This window comes from Curtobacterium sp. MCPF17_003 (genome assembly GCF_003224385.1).
In the GTDB taxonomy this organism is placed as follows: Bacteria; Actinomycetota; Actinomycetes; order Actinomycetales; family Microbacteriaceae; genus Curtobacterium; species Curtobacterium flaccumfaciens.
On the sequence record NZ_QKLC01000006.1, the window covers coordinates 99,956 to 116,234 of the forward strand.

The 16,279-nt window shown below is 67.3% G+C and carries 19 protein-coding genes; 7 read left to right on the forward strand and 12 right to left on the reverse strand.

Going from position 1 to position 16,279, the window contains the following annotated elements:
• Positions 1-148: 148 nt before the first annotated feature.
• Positions 149-499: an Lsr2 family protein gene (locus DEJ30_RS08065; protein WP_110860242.1), complete on the reverse strand. Its 351-nt coding sequence runs from the start codon at positions 497-499 to the stop codon at positions 149-151.
• Between the two features lie 693 nt (positions 500-1,192).
• On the opposite strand from DEJ30_RS08065, the gene DEJ30_RS18505 reads away from it, so the two are divergent.
• Positions 1,193-1,327, forward strand: coding sequence for a hypothetical protein (locus DEJ30_RS18505; protein ID WP_258369874.1), 135 nt, complete (start codon positions 1,193-1,195; stop codon positions 1,325-1,327).
• 547 nt (positions 1,328-1,874) lie between these two features.
• Here the strand turns inward: DEJ30_RS18505 and DEJ30_RS08080 are convergent.
• From DEJ30_RS08080 to DEJ30_RS08095, 4 genes are all read right to left on the reverse strand, one after another.
• A complete protein-coding gene (locus DEJ30_RS08080; protein WP_110860248.1) occupies positions 1,875-2,333 on the reverse strand; it encodes a hypothetical protein in 459 nt (152 codons plus the stop codon).
• Positions 2,334-2,380: 47 nt separating this feature from the next.
• Positions 2,381-2,716: a hypothetical protein gene (locus tag DEJ30_RS08085; protein ID WP_110860250.1), complete on the reverse strand. Its 336-nt coding sequence runs from the start codon at positions 2,714-2,716 to the stop codon at positions 2,381-2,383.
• 81 nt (positions 2,717-2,797) lie between these two features.
• Positions 2,798-3,130 carry a hypothetical protein gene (locus DEJ30_RS08090; protein WP_110860252.1) on the reverse strand — a complete coding sequence of 111 codons (333 nt, stop codon included), beginning with the start codon at positions 3,128-3,130 and terminating at the stop codon, positions 2,798-2,800.
• Positions 3,131-3,249: 119 nt separating this feature from the next.
• A complete protein-coding gene (locus tag DEJ30_RS08095; RefSeq protein ID WP_110860254.1) occupies positions 3,250-3,957 on the reverse strand; it encodes a hypothetical protein in 708 nt (235 codons plus the stop codon).
• Between the two features lie 700 nt (positions 3,958-4,657).
• Here DEJ30_RS08095 and DEJ30_RS08100 point away from each other — a divergent pair.
• Both DEJ30_RS08100 and DEJ30_RS08105 read left to right on the forward strand, forming a co-directional pair.
• Entirely contained in the window at positions 4,658-5,809 is a 1,152-nt protein-coding gene (locus DEJ30_RS08100; protein WP_110860256.1) for a competence protein CoiA family protein, read from the forward strand.
• A gap of 31 nt (positions 5,810-5,840) precedes the next feature.
• The gene (locus DEJ30_RS08105) at positions 5,841-7,238 is read left to right on the forward strand and encodes a hypothetical protein (RefSeq protein ID WP_110860258.1); all 1,398 of its coding nucleotides are present in this window, start codon (positions 5,841-5,843) and stop codon (positions 7,236-7,238) included.
• 73 nt (positions 7,239-7,311) lie between these two features.
• Here the strand turns inward: DEJ30_RS08105 and DEJ30_RS08110 are convergent, their stop codons facing one another.
• The 3 genes from DEJ30_RS08110 to DEJ30_RS17790 all read right to left on the reverse strand — a co-directional run bounded on the left by DEJ30_RS08110 (position 7,312) and on the right by DEJ30_RS17790 (position 9,284).
• Complete coding sequence (locus DEJ30_RS08110) at positions 7,312-7,821, reverse strand: hypothetical protein (RefSeq protein ID WP_110860260.1); 510 nt, start codon at positions 7,819-7,821, stop codon at positions 7,312-7,314.
• A 581-nt stretch (positions 7,822-8,402) separates the two neighbouring features.
• Entirely contained in the window at positions 8,403-9,065 is a 663-nt protein-coding gene (locus DEJ30_RS08115) for a hypothetical protein (protein ID WP_110860262.1), read from the reverse strand.
• Positions 9,066-9,095: 30 nt separating this feature from the next.
• Positions 9,096-9,284: a hypothetical protein gene (locus DEJ30_RS17790; protein ID WP_146238524.1), complete on the reverse strand. Its 189-nt coding sequence runs from the start codon at positions 9,282-9,284 to the stop codon at positions 9,096-9,098.
• 90 nt (positions 9,285-9,374) lie between these two features.
• Here DEJ30_RS17790 and DEJ30_RS08120 point away from each other — a divergent pair, with 90 nt between their 5' ends.
• On the forward strand, positions 9,375-10,394 hold the full coding sequence (locus DEJ30_RS08120) for a hypothetical protein (protein WP_110860265.1): 1,020 nt from the start codon (positions 9,375-9,377) through the stop codon (positions 10,392-10,394).
• 208 nt (positions 10,395-10,602) lie between these two features.
• Here the strand turns inward: DEJ30_RS08120 and DEJ30_RS08125 are convergent, their stop codons facing one another.
• The 3 genes from DEJ30_RS08125 to DEJ30_RS08135 are packed head-to-tail and all read right to left on the reverse strand — an operon-like array spanning position 10,603 to position 12,417.
• Positions 10,603-11,196, reverse strand: coding sequence for a ribonuclease HI (locus tag DEJ30_RS08125; RefSeq protein ID WP_110860267.1), 594 nt, complete (start codon positions 11,194-11,196; stop codon positions 10,603-10,605).
• Entirely contained in the window at positions 11,180-11,761 is a 582-nt protein-coding gene (locus tag DEJ30_RS08130) for a hypothetical protein (protein ID WP_110860269.1), read from the reverse strand. Before DEJ30_RS08130 ends, DEJ30_RS08125 begins: the two co-directional genes overlap by 17 nt.
• Complete coding sequence (locus DEJ30_RS08135) at positions 11,758-12,417, reverse strand: hypothetical protein (RefSeq protein WP_110860272.1); 660 nt, start codon at positions 12,415-12,417, stop codon at positions 11,758-11,760. Before DEJ30_RS08135 ends, DEJ30_RS08130 begins: the two co-directional genes overlap by 4 nt.
• Positions 12,418-12,986: 569 nt before the next feature.
• Here DEJ30_RS08135 and DEJ30_RS08140 point away from each other — a divergent pair.
• Complete coding sequence (locus DEJ30_RS08140) at positions 12,987-13,220, forward strand: antitoxin VbhA family protein (protein WP_110860274.1); 234 nt, start codon at positions 12,987-12,989, stop codon at positions 13,218-13,220.
• Positions 13,221-13,401: 181 nt separating this feature from the next.
• Complete coding sequence (locus tag DEJ30_RS18510) at positions 13,402-14,010, forward strand: Fic family protein (protein WP_110860276.1); 609 nt, start codon at positions 13,402-13,404, stop codon at positions 14,008-14,010.
• Between the two features lie 253 nt (positions 14,011-14,263).
• On the opposite strand, the gene DEJ30_RS08150 is transcribed toward DEJ30_RS18510, so the two are convergent.
• Positions 14,264-15,127: a helix-turn-helix transcriptional regulator gene (locus DEJ30_RS08150; protein ID WP_110860278.1), complete on the reverse strand. Its 864-nt coding sequence runs from the start codon at positions 15,125-15,127 to the stop codon at positions 14,264-14,266.
• A 141-nt stretch (positions 15,128-15,268) separates the two neighbouring features.
• Between DEJ30_RS08150 and DEJ30_RS08155 the strand changes: the two genes are divergently transcribed.
• A complete protein-coding gene (locus DEJ30_RS08155) occupies positions 15,269-16,189 on the forward strand; it encodes an SDR family NAD(P)-dependent oxidoreductase (RefSeq protein WP_110860280.1) in 921 nt (306 codons plus the stop codon).
• Positions 16,190-16,279 lie beyond the last annotated feature (90 nt).

Consider the following 16,279-nt stretch of genomic DNA (forward strand, 5'->3'; position numbering starts at 1 on the left):
GGCGAGGCCGTCGCCATGACTCAGGACGCCGTCGAGGTCCGGTGGGACTGGCGAGGTCATCCTCAGCGCCCCGTCGTCTGGCGGGCCGCGGTGAAGCACCGAGCGGCGCCGCCTCAACGCTGAGAGGCGCCGCTGGGGCCGCCGGCGATTAGTGCGCGGCGTTGTAGGCGTCGCGGACAGCCTGGGCGATGCGACCGCGGGACGAGACCTCGTGCCCGTTCTTCGACGCCCATTCGCGGATCTTCGCAAGCTCGTCGGGGTCGGTGCGTCCGGGCTTCGTAGCAGTGCCGGCGCCTCTCACCGTGCGGCTGCCGCTGGTCTTCCGAGCGGCTGCGATGAAGTCGGAGATCTTCTCGCGGAATGCGTCGACGTTGTCGTCGGAGAGGTCGATCTCGTACGCCTGGCCGTCGAACCCGAACTGCACGGTGCGACCTTCGCCGTCGTTGATGGTCTCACCGGAGATGTCGTCGATCAGGGTGGTGGTAACGCGTTGTGCCATTTGAGGTCTCTCCTATTCGGCGCGGGATGCGCGCCAACTCTTGCAGATGATGGATGAATCGCGCCACGACGTTCGACGGCGTGGGGCGAAAGTGTTTGCGGCTACGTCAGTTGCGCACTCGGCGCAAGCCGTAGATCCCGACCGCACCATTCGATGGTGTCCAATGCGGCTAGATGTTGATTTTTCGAGAACCTAGGTCTTGGACGAGGGGAGATGAACCGCAGGTACAGCTTCCTCGTGAGATCTCCACGCGCGGGTATGCGCGCACACGCACATGAAGGAGTTTTACTTCGAACGCGGTACGTGCGGCACGTGCGGTCGCTCGCCGACACGGTAGCCGCGTCGTTCGTCACGCTGGTGAGCAAGTGGGCACCGAGATCACCCGCGAAAAGCTCGAATGGTCCGTCCGGCTCGAGAGCGGCCTGGTCATGAGAGTCATGAACGTAATAGACGACCGACTCGATGTGCTTCACGCGCTCGTGACCGCGGGAAGTCGGTGTGCTCGCTGACGCGCATCTGCGTGAGCTGCCACTGCTCGGTCTTCCCGTGTGCGTCGTTCGTGTGGATCATCCCGCCGCCGCGGAGCGTGTACAGGTACCGAAGCGCTCCCCAGCCGGATGCCTGGCTGACGTGCGATGCCACGAGGGTTGCACCCCGACGGTCTCGGCCCCTCACGGCATCGTCAGCCACTTAGTGACGGTGCCCGGCGGCACCCGCGGCGTGCTGCTCACCCACATCTTTCGAGACCGCGACAAGCAGATCTTCGTCCGCTGGGACGGCTTCGGCGACGGCCACGCGATTGCAGCCGTTCTGTCTCCGCACTTCTAGGTGGGCTCTCCCCAGGCGGCCGAGCCGCCGCGACGACCGGCAGCTTCCCGGAATCGGGCGGCAGAAGACCTTCGGGCGGCCGTGCGCAACGCGTCCACGCGCACGGCGTCCTCCACCCCGTCGTCGCCGCGGCCTGGTCGCCGAACTTCACCGGCCGGTGGCCGAGCGCGCACGGTCACACAGATCGTCCGCGAGGAACCGTACGGCCCGTCGCAGCCGCAGCCGCAGACGCCGGAGCGCCCGCTCCGTCCGGGCGAGACGCGGCGTGTCGAGATCATCCGCGAAGAGCCGATGTAGCTTCCGGGCTACTCCAGGCCGGTCGGAGTGGAGTAGATCTCGGGCTCAGGGTGCGGCAGTCCCTTCCTGTTGCGGTGTAGGAATGCTCCCTGCTCGGCATCCGACCGAAGCACCCATCCGCCTCGCGAGTGACTGCCGCACTCGCACCTCCAGTGAAAGTGCTCGAGCTTCGAGGCGTCGTAGCCGCTCTCGGCGCCATTGCCGTCGGTCCGCACCGCGTTCGCGAGTCCGCGGAGGAAGTCCCAGACCATCAGGACACCCGTGGCGTGCTCTTGCCGCCGAGCTCCTCGCGCGCGATGCCCGTCCTGAGGACTTCCTCGTCCCACTGCTCGACGAGCTCCATCACCGTGTTCTGGTGCAGCGGCTCCTTCATCGAGTCGAACTTCGTGTTCTCGTCGACGTGCTCAGCGGCGCCGCTGAACGCGTCGAGATCGAAGTAGTGTGCCCATCGCGTCTCGCGGAGGCTCTCCCAAGCGTCGCTGGCACGCTCCGGCTGCACCGCGGGGTGGCGCTCGATGATCGCGGCCGCCTCGCGGCGGATCCGGGCGGCGAGCACAAGACACGCACCGCACGCCGGCGCGCTCTCGGTTTCTGCTATCGCGGCCGCGTACTGCTCCTCGCTGTCGCCGCGGTGCGACGGGAACGGGCGGCGATCGCAGAGCGACCGTCCGTCAAGCATCCAGATGTGGACGGTCTTGGTCTCGGGCATACTTCCACCGTAGGCGAGACGAGCGACCCTCAAGCCGCAGCATCGCCCTACTGTGCGTCGCAATGCTCCCGGTGACGGAACTCGTCGATGATGCCGGGCAGCTCGCCCGAAGTCGACAGCACGCGGTGCGCTTGCCCCGGGGCCGCCGACGCGATCACCTCGCAGTGCTCGAGGCGCGCGAGGAGCTGATCGGCCACCGTTGGCGCGACCTGCAGGTGTCGGACGAGCGACGCGCGCGTCGCGACCCGCGTCGTCACCACGTGCCGAGCGGCCTCAATGATGAGCGCAGTGTCGACGCTGACGTTCCGCGGCTGGTCGCCGCGCTCGAACTCGATGGCGCGACTCGTCCGCCCCCAGAGGCCGCGCCAGTTGATCTTCCCCACGTGGTTAGCGTACGGAGCACCACCCACGTGTCTCGACTCCGCGTTCGAGCGGCACTCGTTCGGGATCGGGCCCTGTGCCGCTCAGATGCAGCGGGCGCTCGTCACCGTTGCCTCGCCGCCTGCACCGACGCTCGGGGTGTAGGCACCGTTCGAGCTCTTCGTGAAGATGTTGAACGGCACCGTCTGGAAGTGCCCCGAGCGCATCGACTTCAGGCGCTCGCGCCCGGTGAGCTTGACGTCGCCGTACTCGTCCTCCCACTGCCACTCGAAGGCGAAGCCCTTCCTGCACGCAGAGTCATGGCTGACCTCAACGGTCCAGCAGTACGTCTTCGCCGCAGACGAGTCGTTGTCGCAGCCCTCGGTCGGCTTCGTCGCCCATGCGCCGCCGAGGAACTGCTCTGCGTCTGTGCTCATCCCAGCGGGACGTGTGCTGAGCGGCTCGTGCGCCGGCTCCGGAGTAGTCGAGCAGCCTGCGAGGGCGGCTACGCCAAGCGCTGCGAGCAGGACCACGGATGCCTGCCGCGTCCACGGCATCAGCGTCCCCACGAGTTCACGCGCGCAGCGAAGGCTCGAGCCTGTGTCTCGAGCATCGGGGGGAACAGGATGACGACGGTGCCGTCGGTGGTCACGATGGTGAGGTAGCGCTTCGAAGTGTCCTTCGTCGCGCCGGACCCGGCCATGGCGCCGACGACGGCACCCGCTCCTCCAGCGAGGACGCCGCCGACGAGCGCGCCCCCGATCGTGCGGCCGGTCGATGAGCGCTCCGACGATGTGCCGTCGACGGATGCCGTCGCTCCGGCCACCGCCCAGCGCGATGCGCCGTGTACGAGGTTGCGGCCCTCGAAGTAGTAGCCCTGGAAACTGCCCGCCGGCGCGACGAGCCGACGCTGCGGTCGCTCGCGCCGCATCTGTTCCTTCCACTCCTCGCGCCATTGGAGATCTCCGGTCGTGAGGTCGGTGAACGGCACACCTGTCGCCTCCGACAGCGTCGCCGCGAGTTCGTCGCCGCTGCCGTCGGGATTGAATCGGAACGTCAGGCCGTCGGCTTTCGGTTCGGGCGTGAACGACCAGCCCTTCGCGCGGACTCGCAGCTGATTGTCGTCGTATTCGAGCCGCTCGACCCTGGTCAACGGCACTCGGACGCTCCTGGTGAGTTTCGTGGTGCGCACGCCGAAGCTGAAGCGGAACTCGAGGTACTCGTCGGTGAGTGTCGCGGTGCCGTCTCGGCCCTTGATGTCCATGGAGTCATCGTCTCGTTGTGAGGCGAGACCGTCCAGCCCCCGAAGATGGCTCGGTCGTCGCTATATTCGCTCGAGCGCCCCCAGTCATCGTCTGCAGTCGCTGCGCCGACTCGACCCGCGCCTGCGCGCGCCATCGATCGCGACACGGATGACCCCCACCTGGCTATGTCGAAGCGCTTTGGTCAACCACGCCTCGGGGGCAGGAGGTACCGCTCGACGGGCTCGTGGATGACCGCGAGGACCAGGCGTTGCGCGCCGAGCTGCTGCCCCGCCCAGACGAGTGACCAGCCATGACGTCGCGAAGATCCGATCGCTCGCCGGAATCGCGTCCTCGGACCTTTCCGACACCAGCGACTCCTCCGGAGCGTCATGGCGGCGCTCCGCGGCCAGCTCAACGACGGTGGGGACTACAGCTGACGGCGGCGGTTATCCGCCCCATACGATGAGACCCGCGCAGCGGGGATCTTCGTCTTCCAACCCCACGATGGGGACCTGACGATGTCACAGGTTCCGGCTACGGTCAGCTTCTGTGGAGCAGTCCTTTGCCTTCGACCACGCGGCGCTGCTCGCGACGTTCCAGACCGACGGGGACCCCAGATTCCTGTGGGGTCTCGACCGGAGCACCGGGGGCCTGTTCTAACTCGAGGAGAACCAGGCCACCGAGCAGCGCGACCACGTCGTCGCGAACGTCACCTGCCCGGTGCCCGGCTGCGACGCGCAGCTCACGACCGTCCACAGCACCATCAAGCGCGACCACCTGCGCCATCGCTCGTCCTCCGGCGGCCATGGGCCCGAGTCGCTTTTTCACTCGCAGGGGTGCGCCCTGATCGAATCGTGGCTCGTCCGTCGCTACCCGAACTGCCACGTCAAGCGCGAGCAGTACACCAGCTCGGACGGTGAGAGCCGGGCCGACCTGCTCATCACTCATCCGTCAGGTGAGCGCGTTGCGTTCGAGGTGCAGTACTCGCCACTCACCTCCGACGCGTGGTCCGACAGACACGAGCGCTACAGTGCCCGAGGCGTTCGCGATGTGTGGTTCTTCGGCCACACCAGGAAGCAGCTCAAGCTCGACGCCGATCTGAGGTTGAAGTCGAATCCGGCCCTCGATGCTGTGGTCGCCACCGGTGTCCCGCTGCTGTTCATCAATCCCGACATCGCGCAGCTCGCCATCGCTGTTCAACAGCACCATCCGCTGTCGGCCGAGACTGGGGAGCCTCTCCACGAGCACCCGGTCAATGTCCTCGGCCGAGGCACGGGATCGTCGCTCGAAGTTCAGCCGCTCGGTGACTTCTGGATCGGGACCCCGGCCCTCACCTCCGACCGCATCGACTTGCTCATCCGCTCCGAGGCCAGCCTTGCGACCTACAACGAGGAGCAGCAACGGCTCTTCGAGCTCAAGCTGGCCCAGGCAGCCGAGCGCGAGCGCATCGCTCGTGCCGAGCGCGCCGCGGAGGACGAGCGCGCGAAGCGCCGGCGGGTCCTGATGGCCGACGGCATCCGCCGCGCGCTCGACGGTCCTGAGCCCTGGGGAACCGAGCACCCGGCGGTGCGGCTCCTGCACCCCTACCTCAACGGACATCGCGACCGGAACCTCGGCTGGGAGAACTACGTCCCGGAACGGTGGAAGTGCCTGGCGTTCTTCCACCACCTCGCCTCGAACGAGGGCGTTCTGTTCGGGCCGCCGCAGGTCTCCTCGACACTGCGCAAGCACGGTGTTCCCCTCCAGAAGGGCATCTTCAAGGTCATCGCGCTCTGGCTGCACCAGCTCGTCGAGGACGGGTTCCTCTTCGAGGAGCAAGGCGAGGACGGCCACTCGGTCTACAAGCCCACCTACCGCGGCACCTGGTGGTGACCGAACGCTCACCCCTCAGTACGGTGGGCGCGTGAGCTCCGACGCAACAGACCGATCAGCCCTCGTCCGCACCGTGCACGACGCGTGGGACCGACGACTGCGCCTGGTGCACATCACCATCGCGGATGAGGACGGCGACGGCTACCCGTCCTTCGACGTCGACCGGTGGGTGATCGAGGTGCGCGTGCCGCTCACGGATGACGAGGCTGAGGCTGCCCCTGTCGCGCGGGTCACGGCGTTCACCGTGCGCGCGCCCGACGAGGTCGAGGAGATCGTCGAGGCGCTGCAGACCTCCGACGCTCAGGGCGCCTACCTGTCCGTCGTGACGGGCACCGACCCGAACGGCGGGCCGTTCGTCAGCCTCTTCGCCGGCGCCGCCGAAGTCCTCGAACGCGATGACCTCCTGATCATCGATCGCATCGAGGTCGGGCACGGCTTCGAGGATCTGCCGCACCTGGCCCCGGCGATCGTCACCGCCGTGCAGAACGGGCCCGCTGGTCGCACGGCAGCGTTCGTGCTCGCCGACCCCGCGCACTGGAACATCGCGCTGTCCGACGACGACCTCGGCGCAATCAACCTCGCACCGTGGGCCGACACCGGCGTGCTCGTCGGCGTCAACGCGGATCCGCATGAGGCGCACGAGCGTGCCGCCGACCTGATCGCTGCGCGCACCGCCGAGGACGCGCCCTCGCCCGGAACCCGCCACGGCGAGATGTGGGTCAGCGAGATACTCGACCGCGCAGCTGAAGAGCCGGCCCTCGCGGTGCCGTTCGCGCTGCCGCCGGCGCTCCCGGCGCACATCTCGGCTGGCGCGCCGGCCGGCCTCCTCCACGTCGACGCCGACCCAGACACCGGCACGCTCACCATCCAGACCGACGAGGGCGAGTTCGAGGTCGTCGGCCTCCCCGGCAACGCGCCCCAGCTCGTCGGCGCCGCCGTCGGCACCGCGATCCAGACGCAGGCCTGGCTCCGCGCCGTGCACGAGCGCTGGTGGACGTACCAGCCGGCGCTCCACGACCGTGTGCACGAGGTCGACGACCGGTTCCTCGACGGAACGCTCGAGCTCGCGACCGACGACAGCGAGCCGCACCTGCACATGTCGAACCTCGAGGTGCGCCGGTCAGCGTGGCCGCTGCCCGGTGAGCTGACCGTCGAGCCGGTACGCGAGGACGCTGAGCCGCTGGTGCTCGCCGTGCGCCTCGACGAGGACGGGATCCTGGAGAACGTCGGCGCGATCATCGTGCACGAAAACGGGCAGGTCGAGGCGTTCCTACACGACGAGTGGCAACCGTGGCTGCAGGACCATGAGCGCGCTGTGCAGCACCTGCTGAGCCTGGGCGTCGAGGAGTTCATCGTGGGTGTGCTCCACGACGAGCTCGATGCCGGTGTGACCGGCGTGATCCTGACCGGCGACGTCGACGGCCACTGATTCAGACGCACGCCCGAAGACGACGGGGACCCCGCGGTCGCAGGCGGTCGGGGTTCCTCGTTGCGGTCAGGGCTTACTTCGACGGCGACATCGTCTGTAGCCGTTGCGCGTCCACGACTCGGGTGCGAGCGTCCTCGTCGATCGAGACACGAACGACCTCGACGGCGCTGTCACGCAGCGCCTCGGTCAGCCATGCCTTCGGTTGGAGCAGGTACTGCTCGACGTCCTCGTCGATCACGGCGATGACGAGCCGCGCCGAGCCGAGCTTCTGCCCTGCCCAGGCCAGCTTGAACGCGTCGGTCGCGAGCTTTTTCGGCTGACCGCCTCGCAGCACGCCGGTGTGCGCGTACGCCTCCACCAGCACCGTCCGGTCCTTGGAGGCGCCATCGATCTCGACCCGCACGCCGCTCTCGAATGTGATGCGTGCTGGCGCGAGCGGGACGTCGACGTACGCAGCGACCGCCGCGATGATCAGGGCTCGGCATCGCGCTGAGCCAGCGAGTCGGAGGCGTGCGGTGTGGTCATTGTCGAAGCGTAACCGCGACGTGCTCGGCGGTTGACCGTACACGGGTGGCAGGTTCACGCGCTTCGGCTACGTGAAGAACACCAGCGTGCCGACGCCGATCCAGGCGAAAAAGACGCTGACCAGCGCTGCGAGGCTCGCGAAACTGGCCGAAGCTGGCTGCTGGGCTGCGACGTGTCCTGGCTGCGGACGCGAACCGAGCAGGACGCTGCCGCAATGGAGGGCCGGCTTCGCAGTGCGTTCCGACCTCCGTTGAATCGGGTGTAATCCTCCGGTCCATTGAGTATCGACGAGGCCACGCACATTCTCGCTCCGATTATCAAAGCTACCGGCGAACTCGGCGGCTACGGCCACGACCTGGTGAAGGTCCAAACTCCTCGAGAAAGAGCCTCGAGACCACGGCCTCCCCGCCACCGCCTGGCTGCAGCTCCTTAACCAGTACGGCACCGCGGACTTGGCGCTGCAGAGGGTGCAATACGCACAAGCATGGCAGGACACCAACGTCGAAGTCAGCCGGCAAACGTTCGCGCTCCTCATCCCCGCCGTCATGGTCGCGCTCGAAGAACTCGGCATCCACTAACCACTAACGACCAACGCCCCGCCGCCGAACCGGCTGCGGGGCGTCCTGCGTTCCGTGGTCATCAGGCGGTGACGTGCACGTGGGCGTCCAGCGGGGCGGCGAGCACGGCCGCCAGGGTCTCCAACGGGCTCCCGCTGGCGGAGTGATGGCGAACGCCCTTGAGGATCGTCAGCCGACGCGCAACCTCGGTCGGCAGGTACGAGGAGACGGCGTTCCACACATTGACCGTGCTCCCACCGAGGAGGATGATTGTGACCTGCTCGGGGCTGTTCACGAGCCGCAGCTCCTCCTCCAGCGGCTCGACCACGTGCTTGTGCACGTCGACGTCGCCAGCGGCGATGGCTTTCAGCAGCGGCCCAGAGTCGGTCGTCGGGTAGTCCTTGACGATGTCGGTTAGGTACGCGCCTTCCACGAGCCCGCCAGTCAAGGCGTTCCGCAGGCTGCCGTCCCCGCCGTGGCCCTTAGCGTGGAAGTTCTGGAACTTACCTAGCCCCTCCGGGCCCAACTTCCCAGTGTTCCCACCCATGAAGAACACGTCCGACCGCAGACGCTCCCACGGCTTGTTCTCCATGTAGAAGACGCTGAGGTCGCTCGTCGTCTTCCCCCAGATGCCCCAGCTGGAGTAGTTGCTGACGTCGCTCGCTGCATACGCGCGAAACACCTCCTCGGACACGGCTCCGGTCGCCTTCGTCTCAGCCAGGCGTTCGCCCACCGTCTGCGTCATCGCACTTTCCCCTTCTTCGTTGGCTTTCGCTCATCTTGCCGGATCGCTACCGACAAGGGACGACAGCAGGTTCGTCCAGCGCGGCGAGGAGGTGGCTGACGGTTCCACCTCATCCGGGTTCATCATCGGCAAGAACCTCACCGACGGGTCCGCAGGCTCTCCCTCCGCAACTGAGCCCGCTTTCGCTTCGACGCCGATGCGGACGGCTTCGAGGTTCATCGGCGCACCGGATTGCTACCGCACAACCTCACATCTCATGACTACTGGGCGAACGTCGCCGCCGCCTGTGACGCACGGCAGAGCGTCGAGGTGCTGCAGGAGATCGTCGATACCGAAGCAGAAGGCGACTTCATGCTCGCCATTGCCGAGCACCCGAAAGCAACCCCTGAGATGCTCGACAAGGCCGCTCGCCACAACTCGCGTCAGGTCCGCGAAGCTCCGCTCGGCCGCGAGGACCTGTGGATGGAGACGCTGGGGCGAATGAAGCGCCTGGCCGACGAGAACGCTGCCAAGGAAGGGACCCTGCTGCGGGAAGGAGGTGTCAGCCCGAACGCCCGTCACCGCGAACAGGCGATTGGCGTGTACGAGCAGCACGCCGGACGCATCCGGCAACGGCTTGCCGCGGCATCTCGACGCGACTGGCCGTCGGTCGTCGCCTCTACGCTGACTGGAACCACTGAGCGAGGGGCGACGATGCAGCGCAAACACATGCCCGGTCACACGGTCTACCTGTATGAGGCGAACTTCCGGCGCATGCCGGTCCTCATCCTGGAGCCGCGCACCGAGGTCACCGCGAAGGAGCGATACTCCACGTTCGACGCCCGCGGGCAGCAGCTCGAGGTCGGGTACGTCCGAGGTGATGCTCCGAAGACACCTGGGATGCTCGCCATTCAGTGGACGAAGGCGGACTCCGCCGATGAAGCAGCCCGCCGACTCGAAGAGCTCAAAGACCTCGACCAGTCCCTCATCACCGAGAACCTCGGTAACCGCATCCTTCCCGACGGGGCAGTCGCCATCGTCGTCTGGCCGAAGAACATCGTGTCCACCTGGGCGGAACACATCCGGCCGAAGCCCCCCCGGTACACGCCCGAGGAAGAAGCGGAGAGTCGCGCCGCGTCCGAGCGTCGGACCGCTTGGGAGGAGCACATCCGAAAGACAGTCGAAGCCCGGCTCGCAGCCCTTGGCGCCGCCAAGGCGGATGTGGAGGCTTACATCGACGACTGGGCTGAGGACGCCACCCCGACCGTGGACCTCACGGCGACCATTTCCGGGCCGGACCTCCTCCGTCTACTTGACGTGGAACTCCCCGAAGGCTTCGAGCTTGCGTAGCGGCGCATGCTGACAGGCGGGGACCCGAAAAGACCGCAACCGCACATAGCATCACGGGCGGCCCAACCCCCTCCGACCGTGGGAGACAACGAAGAAGACGCCGAAGCAGACCGAGACTCAGGACGCCCTGTGAGCGTTCGCCGGCGTTGTGGCTCCCGTAGGTCCTGAGGCTGCGGGGCGTCCGCTCGGCATCCAGCCCTCGTCCCTGTCACTGCATCCGCAGCCGCAACCCGCACGAGCAGGGCGCGTGGAGCTCAGCTCCATCCTTGAGCGCATCAAGAGCGTGCTTCCAATCTCGCGTCCAGTCGTCAAACGTGGTGTCCTCCCACCGAGCAGCGGTTGCGAGTCGATCGGCTGCGACGTTTCTGCCTGCCGGCTGGTGTCCCTTGCGCCAGTGAACGACGACCGTCTTGTTCACAGTGACGGCAGCGAGGTCCTCGAAGCATTCGCGGTAGAGCTCGGAGTTCCGCATCGGCTTTGCGAGGACGCCGTTGACTTCCGCGAACGGCGGCATGAGTGCCGCCGCTGTTTCACTATCAGTGGTGACGTGCACGGAGGATCCGTCCGGCACCGCCCGGAGCCCTTCGACGATCGCCCAGAGCTCTGCCTCGTTGTTGTCGATGGCGAACCCCATGCCTCTTCCATGGGCGAAGTTGCCGACGTCATCGACCCATGCCCAGGTGTGGCCACCGCGCCAGTGGCTAGCATCCGTCCAGATCGCTCGAGCCGGCACCGCCTTGTTGTGGATCGGGGTGCCGACGCCTTCACGCCGAACGGCGTTGCAATCACCGGTCATGACCATGCAAGCAGACGCGTTGCATCTCGAATCCCTCGATCCCGATCCCGTCCGCGTAGAGAAACGCGTACTCGTAGGCGCGGACAGGGCCGCCGTGTCCCTCTAGCCATTCGAGCTGGCAGTGGGCGTGCTCATCGGTCTTGGACGCGACGGTTGCAACGATCAGGCCCCGCTCGGCACGCCCGGGAAGGCGCTTGCCGAACCGGCGCTCGAACTCGTCCGAGAGCGAGGTACCGCCCGAGTACGCCGCGTACAGGTTGGCGAGGTCTCGCAAACTTGCTGACTTGCCCCAGGAGGCGTAACCGATTGTCTGCTCCATGATCTTTCGGGTCGCCGACTTGAGCTTGAGTTCGATCACCCAGAGCTGGCCGTCAGAGTCGATTGCGACGAGGTCTACGTCCCCGTGGCCGTGCGTCTTGACGTCCCGGCCGAGAATGATCACGTCGCCAAGGGTCTCGGGATGGGCCTCGATGAAGAGGCGCAGGTCTTCCTCCGAGACCGCCTTGTCGCGCCTGTAGCGGTGAAGCTCGCCGTCGTCGTTCATGAACCAGAGGGCAGGGCGCTCGGTCATCGGTACTGTCCTCCCTCGACGATGTCGAGGACGTTCTGGGCGTCGCCGCCGTCCTCGAGCCACGCCGCCGGAGTCTTCATGCCCTCGTCGATCAGGTTTGCCTGCCTGGTGGCGAAGAAGCGACCGATTGAGAATGGCTGCCACCGCTCGAGCAGAGATGGCAACAGCTCGGGGAGGTGCGGCAGCACGTGCCCGACCGGGCGAGTAGTGAACTGCCACGTCGGGAACCGTGGTTCGCCGCCGATTTCGACCATCAGCAGCTCGCCCCGCTCGGCCGCTCCGAGAATGTCTTCTGGGGCTCGGTGCAGGAACTTCGAGGCGGCGTGAAGCGAGACTGTCTCCCAGGCACTCGCAAGCCAACCGCTCAACTCGACGAGCTGCAGGACGCCCTGGGCTAACTTATCTTCAGCCGCAGCCACCTCCTCGGCTGTCATCACGCCAGCCTCGACGAGGCCCCTGCTGTGCTGAGATTGGACCGCTCGCGGAAGGACGGGCGGCATGCTCTCAATCAGCGTCGCGAGGCCGCGCACGAGGTAGTCCCCCTCTGCGCCGAGAGTCCGGAGCGCAAGCAGTAGCTCGCCTTCTGCCGAGGTCGCGGCAACGGCGCTCTCGTGCCGTAGGGTGGGGGTGTACTGAGGGTCATCTGGGGTGGTCATACCTGGGAGGCTAGATAATCGCGACTGCCTACCCGTAACCACCGAATCCGAAGGCGGCCGATTCTGCTCGTTCGCGAGTGGAATTAGATTTCGTTAAAATTCGGTTTTCGGGCGTGTCGAATCGCGCTCCCGACCCACGGCCTGCACGCGGCCTCGGGGGGAGGACCGGAAGAACACCTCCCGCGGCACGTGGGACTGCGCGGGCAAGGCGAAGGACGCCGGGATCCCGACGCTCGTCGTCTGGGGCGCGATGCTCTTCCCGTTCGGGCACCCGGGCATGGCGATGCTGCAGCGCGACGCCGACCGCAAGGGTGTCCAGCTCGGCGCTCAGGGCCAGCGACTCGCGCTCGAGGCGTGGCTGCCGTTCTGAGCCGGACCAGCGCCGGCCTCGATGGGCACGCCCGCGGCATCGAGATTGCCAGCGCGCGTGATGTCCACGCCCCGACGGTGGTGGCTTCGCCACCTTGCCATCCGGAGCGCGCGAGCTCGTGCACCTCCGCCCCCAGCCCCTCACCGACCCTCCAGAACCGGCCCCGCCGGTAGACTCGACCCGACCGAATGGAGTCCCCATGACCGTCAACCAGCCGCGACCCGCAGGTCGCAGCGGCACCCCGCTGCCCGTCAGCGATGCCGAGGTGCAGTGCCGCATGGACTTCGCCGACGCCGCGCTCGGCGCTGCTGGACATGAGGTCACGGACCAGGACACGCGCGCGCTCGCCCGGCTCGTCGCCGCAGGGGAGATCTCCGCGGACGAGGCCATCGCGCGTCGCAACGCGCTTCGTCGCGGCCACCGCACGAAGTAGGCGTGGCGACGCGATTCCGGTCCTGGGATGACTACTTCATCCCGGGCCACCGACGTCCTGCGCAACAAGTTGGGCGAGACCACGGAGACGGGGCTGCGCGAGGAAGAAGAGGCGCACGCCCTCTTCCGGCTCGCGGAACTGGCGGCACGCCCCGATCGACGGTTCGTTCGACTACGACCACATGAAGGCCATCCGCCGGCACATCTTCCAGGACGTGTACGAGTGGGCAGGACAGGAGCGCGTCGGCCCCGTCGGCCGCATGACGAAGGCCGGCCCGGACGTCGTCAAGTACGCACCCGGTGACCCGAACGCCCCGAAGGTCGCCTACGGCTACTACCCGGCGGACGCAATCGCTGACGCGGCGGCGCTGCAGTACCGACGCCTGGCGCGGAAGCAGTTCCTGACCGGGCTCGGCCGCGACGAGTTCGTCACGGAGTACGCCGAGGCGTGGGCCGAGCTCAACGTCGTGCACAGCTTCCGCGAGGGCAACACCCGGACTCAGTTCGTGTTCTTCTCGCAGCTCGCCGAGCACGCCGGCTACCGCCTCGACACCGAGGCGTTCAAGATCGGGGCACCACTCCGGGACGAGTTCGTCTGGGCCCGCTTCTACAGCCAGGCGACGGGGGACTCGTCGCGTCTGGCTGGCGTGCTCGATCGGGCGCTGGTGTCACCGGCTGCTGAGCCGGTCGCGGTGCCGGCGGTCGGCCTTGCCGAGCGTCGCCGGCGGTTCCCCGAGCTGTTCAACGGGGACACGGCGGTGCACGACTCGGACGAGCTCGAGCGGGAGTAGCGTCGGAGCAACGCAGCATCAGCACCAGAAGGGCCGTCGGCATCCGCCGACGGCCCTTCTTTGTTGTCGCCGACTGCTCCGCCTGTCGACGGACTCACTACTTGTCGCCAACTCCGCTCACGAGTCTCGGCGACGGCGCGCGTGTCACTCGATCAGACCGAACATCTTGTCGCCGTTCCGACGGCGCCACGGCGGTCTCGTTAGCCGATCGTTGACCGGGACGTGCTGGGTGGTGTTGCCCGCACCCGGGGCGTCAGGCGGATGTGGTGATGTGCGCGTTCCGGGTCACGCCGACGAAGGCGAGTTTCTCGGCGTCGGAGCTGCCGGCAGCGGCCGAGTAGACGATGATCCGAAGGTCCGATCCCGGGACGGTGACGACGTCGCAGTCGAGCGTCATGGTCCCGACGTCGGGGTGGGCGATGGTCTTGCGGTCAGTGGTGTGACGCCCGACCGACGCGCGCTTCCAGTGAGCATCGAAGGTGCGGCTGGTGGTGCGCAGCTCGCGGACGAGGTGCCGGAGACTCGCGTCGGCGGGGTATGTGGTGACCGCCGTCCGCAGGTCCGCGACGATCGCTGCTTCGAACTGCTCTGAGCCGTTCTCGGAACGCGACGGCCGTAGTGACCGGCGGGCTTCACCGTCGCCGAAGACTGCTCGTGCGAGGTTGCGCTCGGCGACGGGTATCGCGATCGGGTCACCTTGGAGGGCGGACCAGTGCGGGTTCCACGCAAGGAGGTCCCACTCGGCGGAGAACACCGCGAGGGGTTGACCGTCAAGACGTGCGACGAGGCGTTGCACCCCCGGGGGGATGTGGGTGCTGACCTGGTCGTCGGCGGGTGGGAGGAGCCCTGCGACGCGGTACAGGTGGTCGCGTTCGGTGTTCGTCAGGTGCAGCGCCCGAGCCATCGCGCCGATGACCTGCGCTGACGGGTTCCGTGCGCGGCCCTGTTCCAAGCGCACGACGTAGTCGACGGAGAGGCCTGCGAGACTCGCGAGTTCCTCGCGACGGAGTCCGGTCGCACGCCGGCTCGGGGCAACGGTGATCCCAGCGTCTTGAGGTGCGAGCCGGTCGCGCCAGGCTCGGATCAATCCGCCGAGCGTGTCGCTGCTGAAGTCCATGTCCTCATCCTCGCCCCTCGTGCCGCGATCGGTGGTGGTACCACCGGTCCCACCGACGTGCAGGGCACTGGTCCGTCGCCGTGGTGCTCATCAGAATTGACGACGCACCGCCCGGTGCACCGCACACGAAGGACTCCTGACATGACTGCAACCCATACGCTGGTGATGACGGGCGCGAGTCGCGGCATCGGCCGCCTCGCCGCCGAACGCATCCTCGCCGCCGACCCGCACGTCCACCTGGTGGTGATCGCCCGGGGGGACAGTGGCACTGAACTCGCGGCACAGCTCGGACGTGGCGGACGAACAGTGTCGTCCGTGTCCGCGGACCTCGGATCCCTGGTCAGCGTGCGTCGAGCGGCGGCGGAGATCGCAGAGCAGCTGCGCAGTGGGCAGCTGCCGCCATTGACGGGATTCGTGGGCAACGCCGGCATCCAGTACACGAACGCGCTGACAGCGGGCGCAGACGGGCTCGAGGCGACGTTCACCGTGAACGTGCTCGCCAACCACGTCTTCATTCGTGCTCTCACGGAGCACTTCCAGGCAGGTTCGCGGATCACGATCACCGTCAGCGACACGCACTTCGGTGACTTCAAGCACAACATGGGAATGGTGCCCGGGCCGGTCTGGCAGGACCCGTACGCCCTCGCGAAGCCAGGAGCGTTCCCCAAGCCGTCGACCACCGGCGCCGGCCGCACCGCGTACTCCACCAGCAAGCTCGCCGCGATCTACCTCATCCACGAGTACGCCCGCCGACTCCCCGCGGCCGTGGACGTCGTCGGCTACAACCCCGGGTTCGTGCCCGGAACCGGACTCGCGAGGAATGCGGATGCGCTGTCCCGGTTCATGATGGGGCGCATCATGCCGCTCATGGCCGCCACTCCGATGGCTACCAGCCTGGACGATGCCGGCCGGCACCTCGCTGACGTAGTCCTCGGCAAGACGTCGGCTCCGACGGGAGCCTACGTCGACAAGGGAACGGTGGAGCGTTCCTCCATCGAGTCCTACGACCCCGCACGCGAAGCCGACCTCTGGGCGGCAGTTGAAGACCTGACCACTGCTTGACGCGGTCAGCTACTACGACCCGACGGCGGCTTCTCCGCGCAGTTCTGATCGGTGACCACACCCAAGGGGCGTCTCTTTAGACGATCGGCT

Coding starts and splice junctions, on each gene's coding strand:
- DEJ30_RS08065 (WP_110860242.1), bottom strand. CDS start 499: ATGGCACAACGCGTTACCACCACCCTGATCGACGACATCTCCGGTGAG.
- DEJ30_RS08080 (WP_110860248.1), bottom strand. CDS start 2,333: ATGCCCGAGACCAAGACCGTCCACATCTGGATGCTTGACGGACGGTCG.
- DEJ30_RS08090 (WP_110860252.1), bottom strand. CDS start 3,130: ATGAGCACAGACGCAGAGCAGTTCCTCGGCGGCGCATGGGCGACGAAG.
- DEJ30_RS08095 (WP_110860254.1), bottom strand. CDS start 3,957: ATGGACATCAAGGGCCGAGACGGCACCGCGACACTCACCGACGAGTAC.
- DEJ30_RS08115 (WP_110860262.1), bottom strand. CDS start 9,065: ATGACGCAGACGGTGGGCGAACGCCTGGCTGAGACGAAGGCGACCGGA.
- DEJ30_RS17790 (WP_146238524.1), bottom strand. CDS start 9,284: ATGAACCTCGAAGCCGTCCGCATCGGCGTCGAAGCGAAAGCGGGCTCA.
- DEJ30_RS08125 (WP_110860267.1), bottom strand. CDS start 11,196: ATGGTCATGACCGGTGATTGCAACGCCGTTCGGCGTGAAGGCGTCGGC.
- DEJ30_RS08130 (WP_110860269.1), bottom strand. CDS start 11,761: ATGACCGAGCGCCCTGCCCTCTGGTTCATGAACGACGACGGCGAGCTT.
- DEJ30_RS08135 (WP_110860272.1), bottom strand. CDS start 12,417: ATGACCACCCCAGATGACCCTCAGTACACCCCCACCCTACGGCACGAG.
- DEJ30_RS08140 (WP_110860274.1), top strand. CDS start 12,987: ATGACCGTCAACCAGCCGCGACCCGCAGGTCGCAGCGGCACCCCGCTG.
- DEJ30_RS18510 (WP_110860276.1), top strand. CDS start 13,402: ATGAAGGCCATCCGCCGGCACATCTTCCAGGACGTGTACGAGTGGGCA.
- DEJ30_RS08150 (WP_110860278.1), bottom strand. CDS start 15,127: ATGGACTTCAGCAGCGACACGCTCGGCGGATTGATCCGAGCCTGGCGC.
- DEJ30_RS08155 (WP_110860280.1), top strand. CDS start 15,269: ATGACTGCAACCCATACGCTGGTGATGACGGGCGCGAGTCGCGGCATC.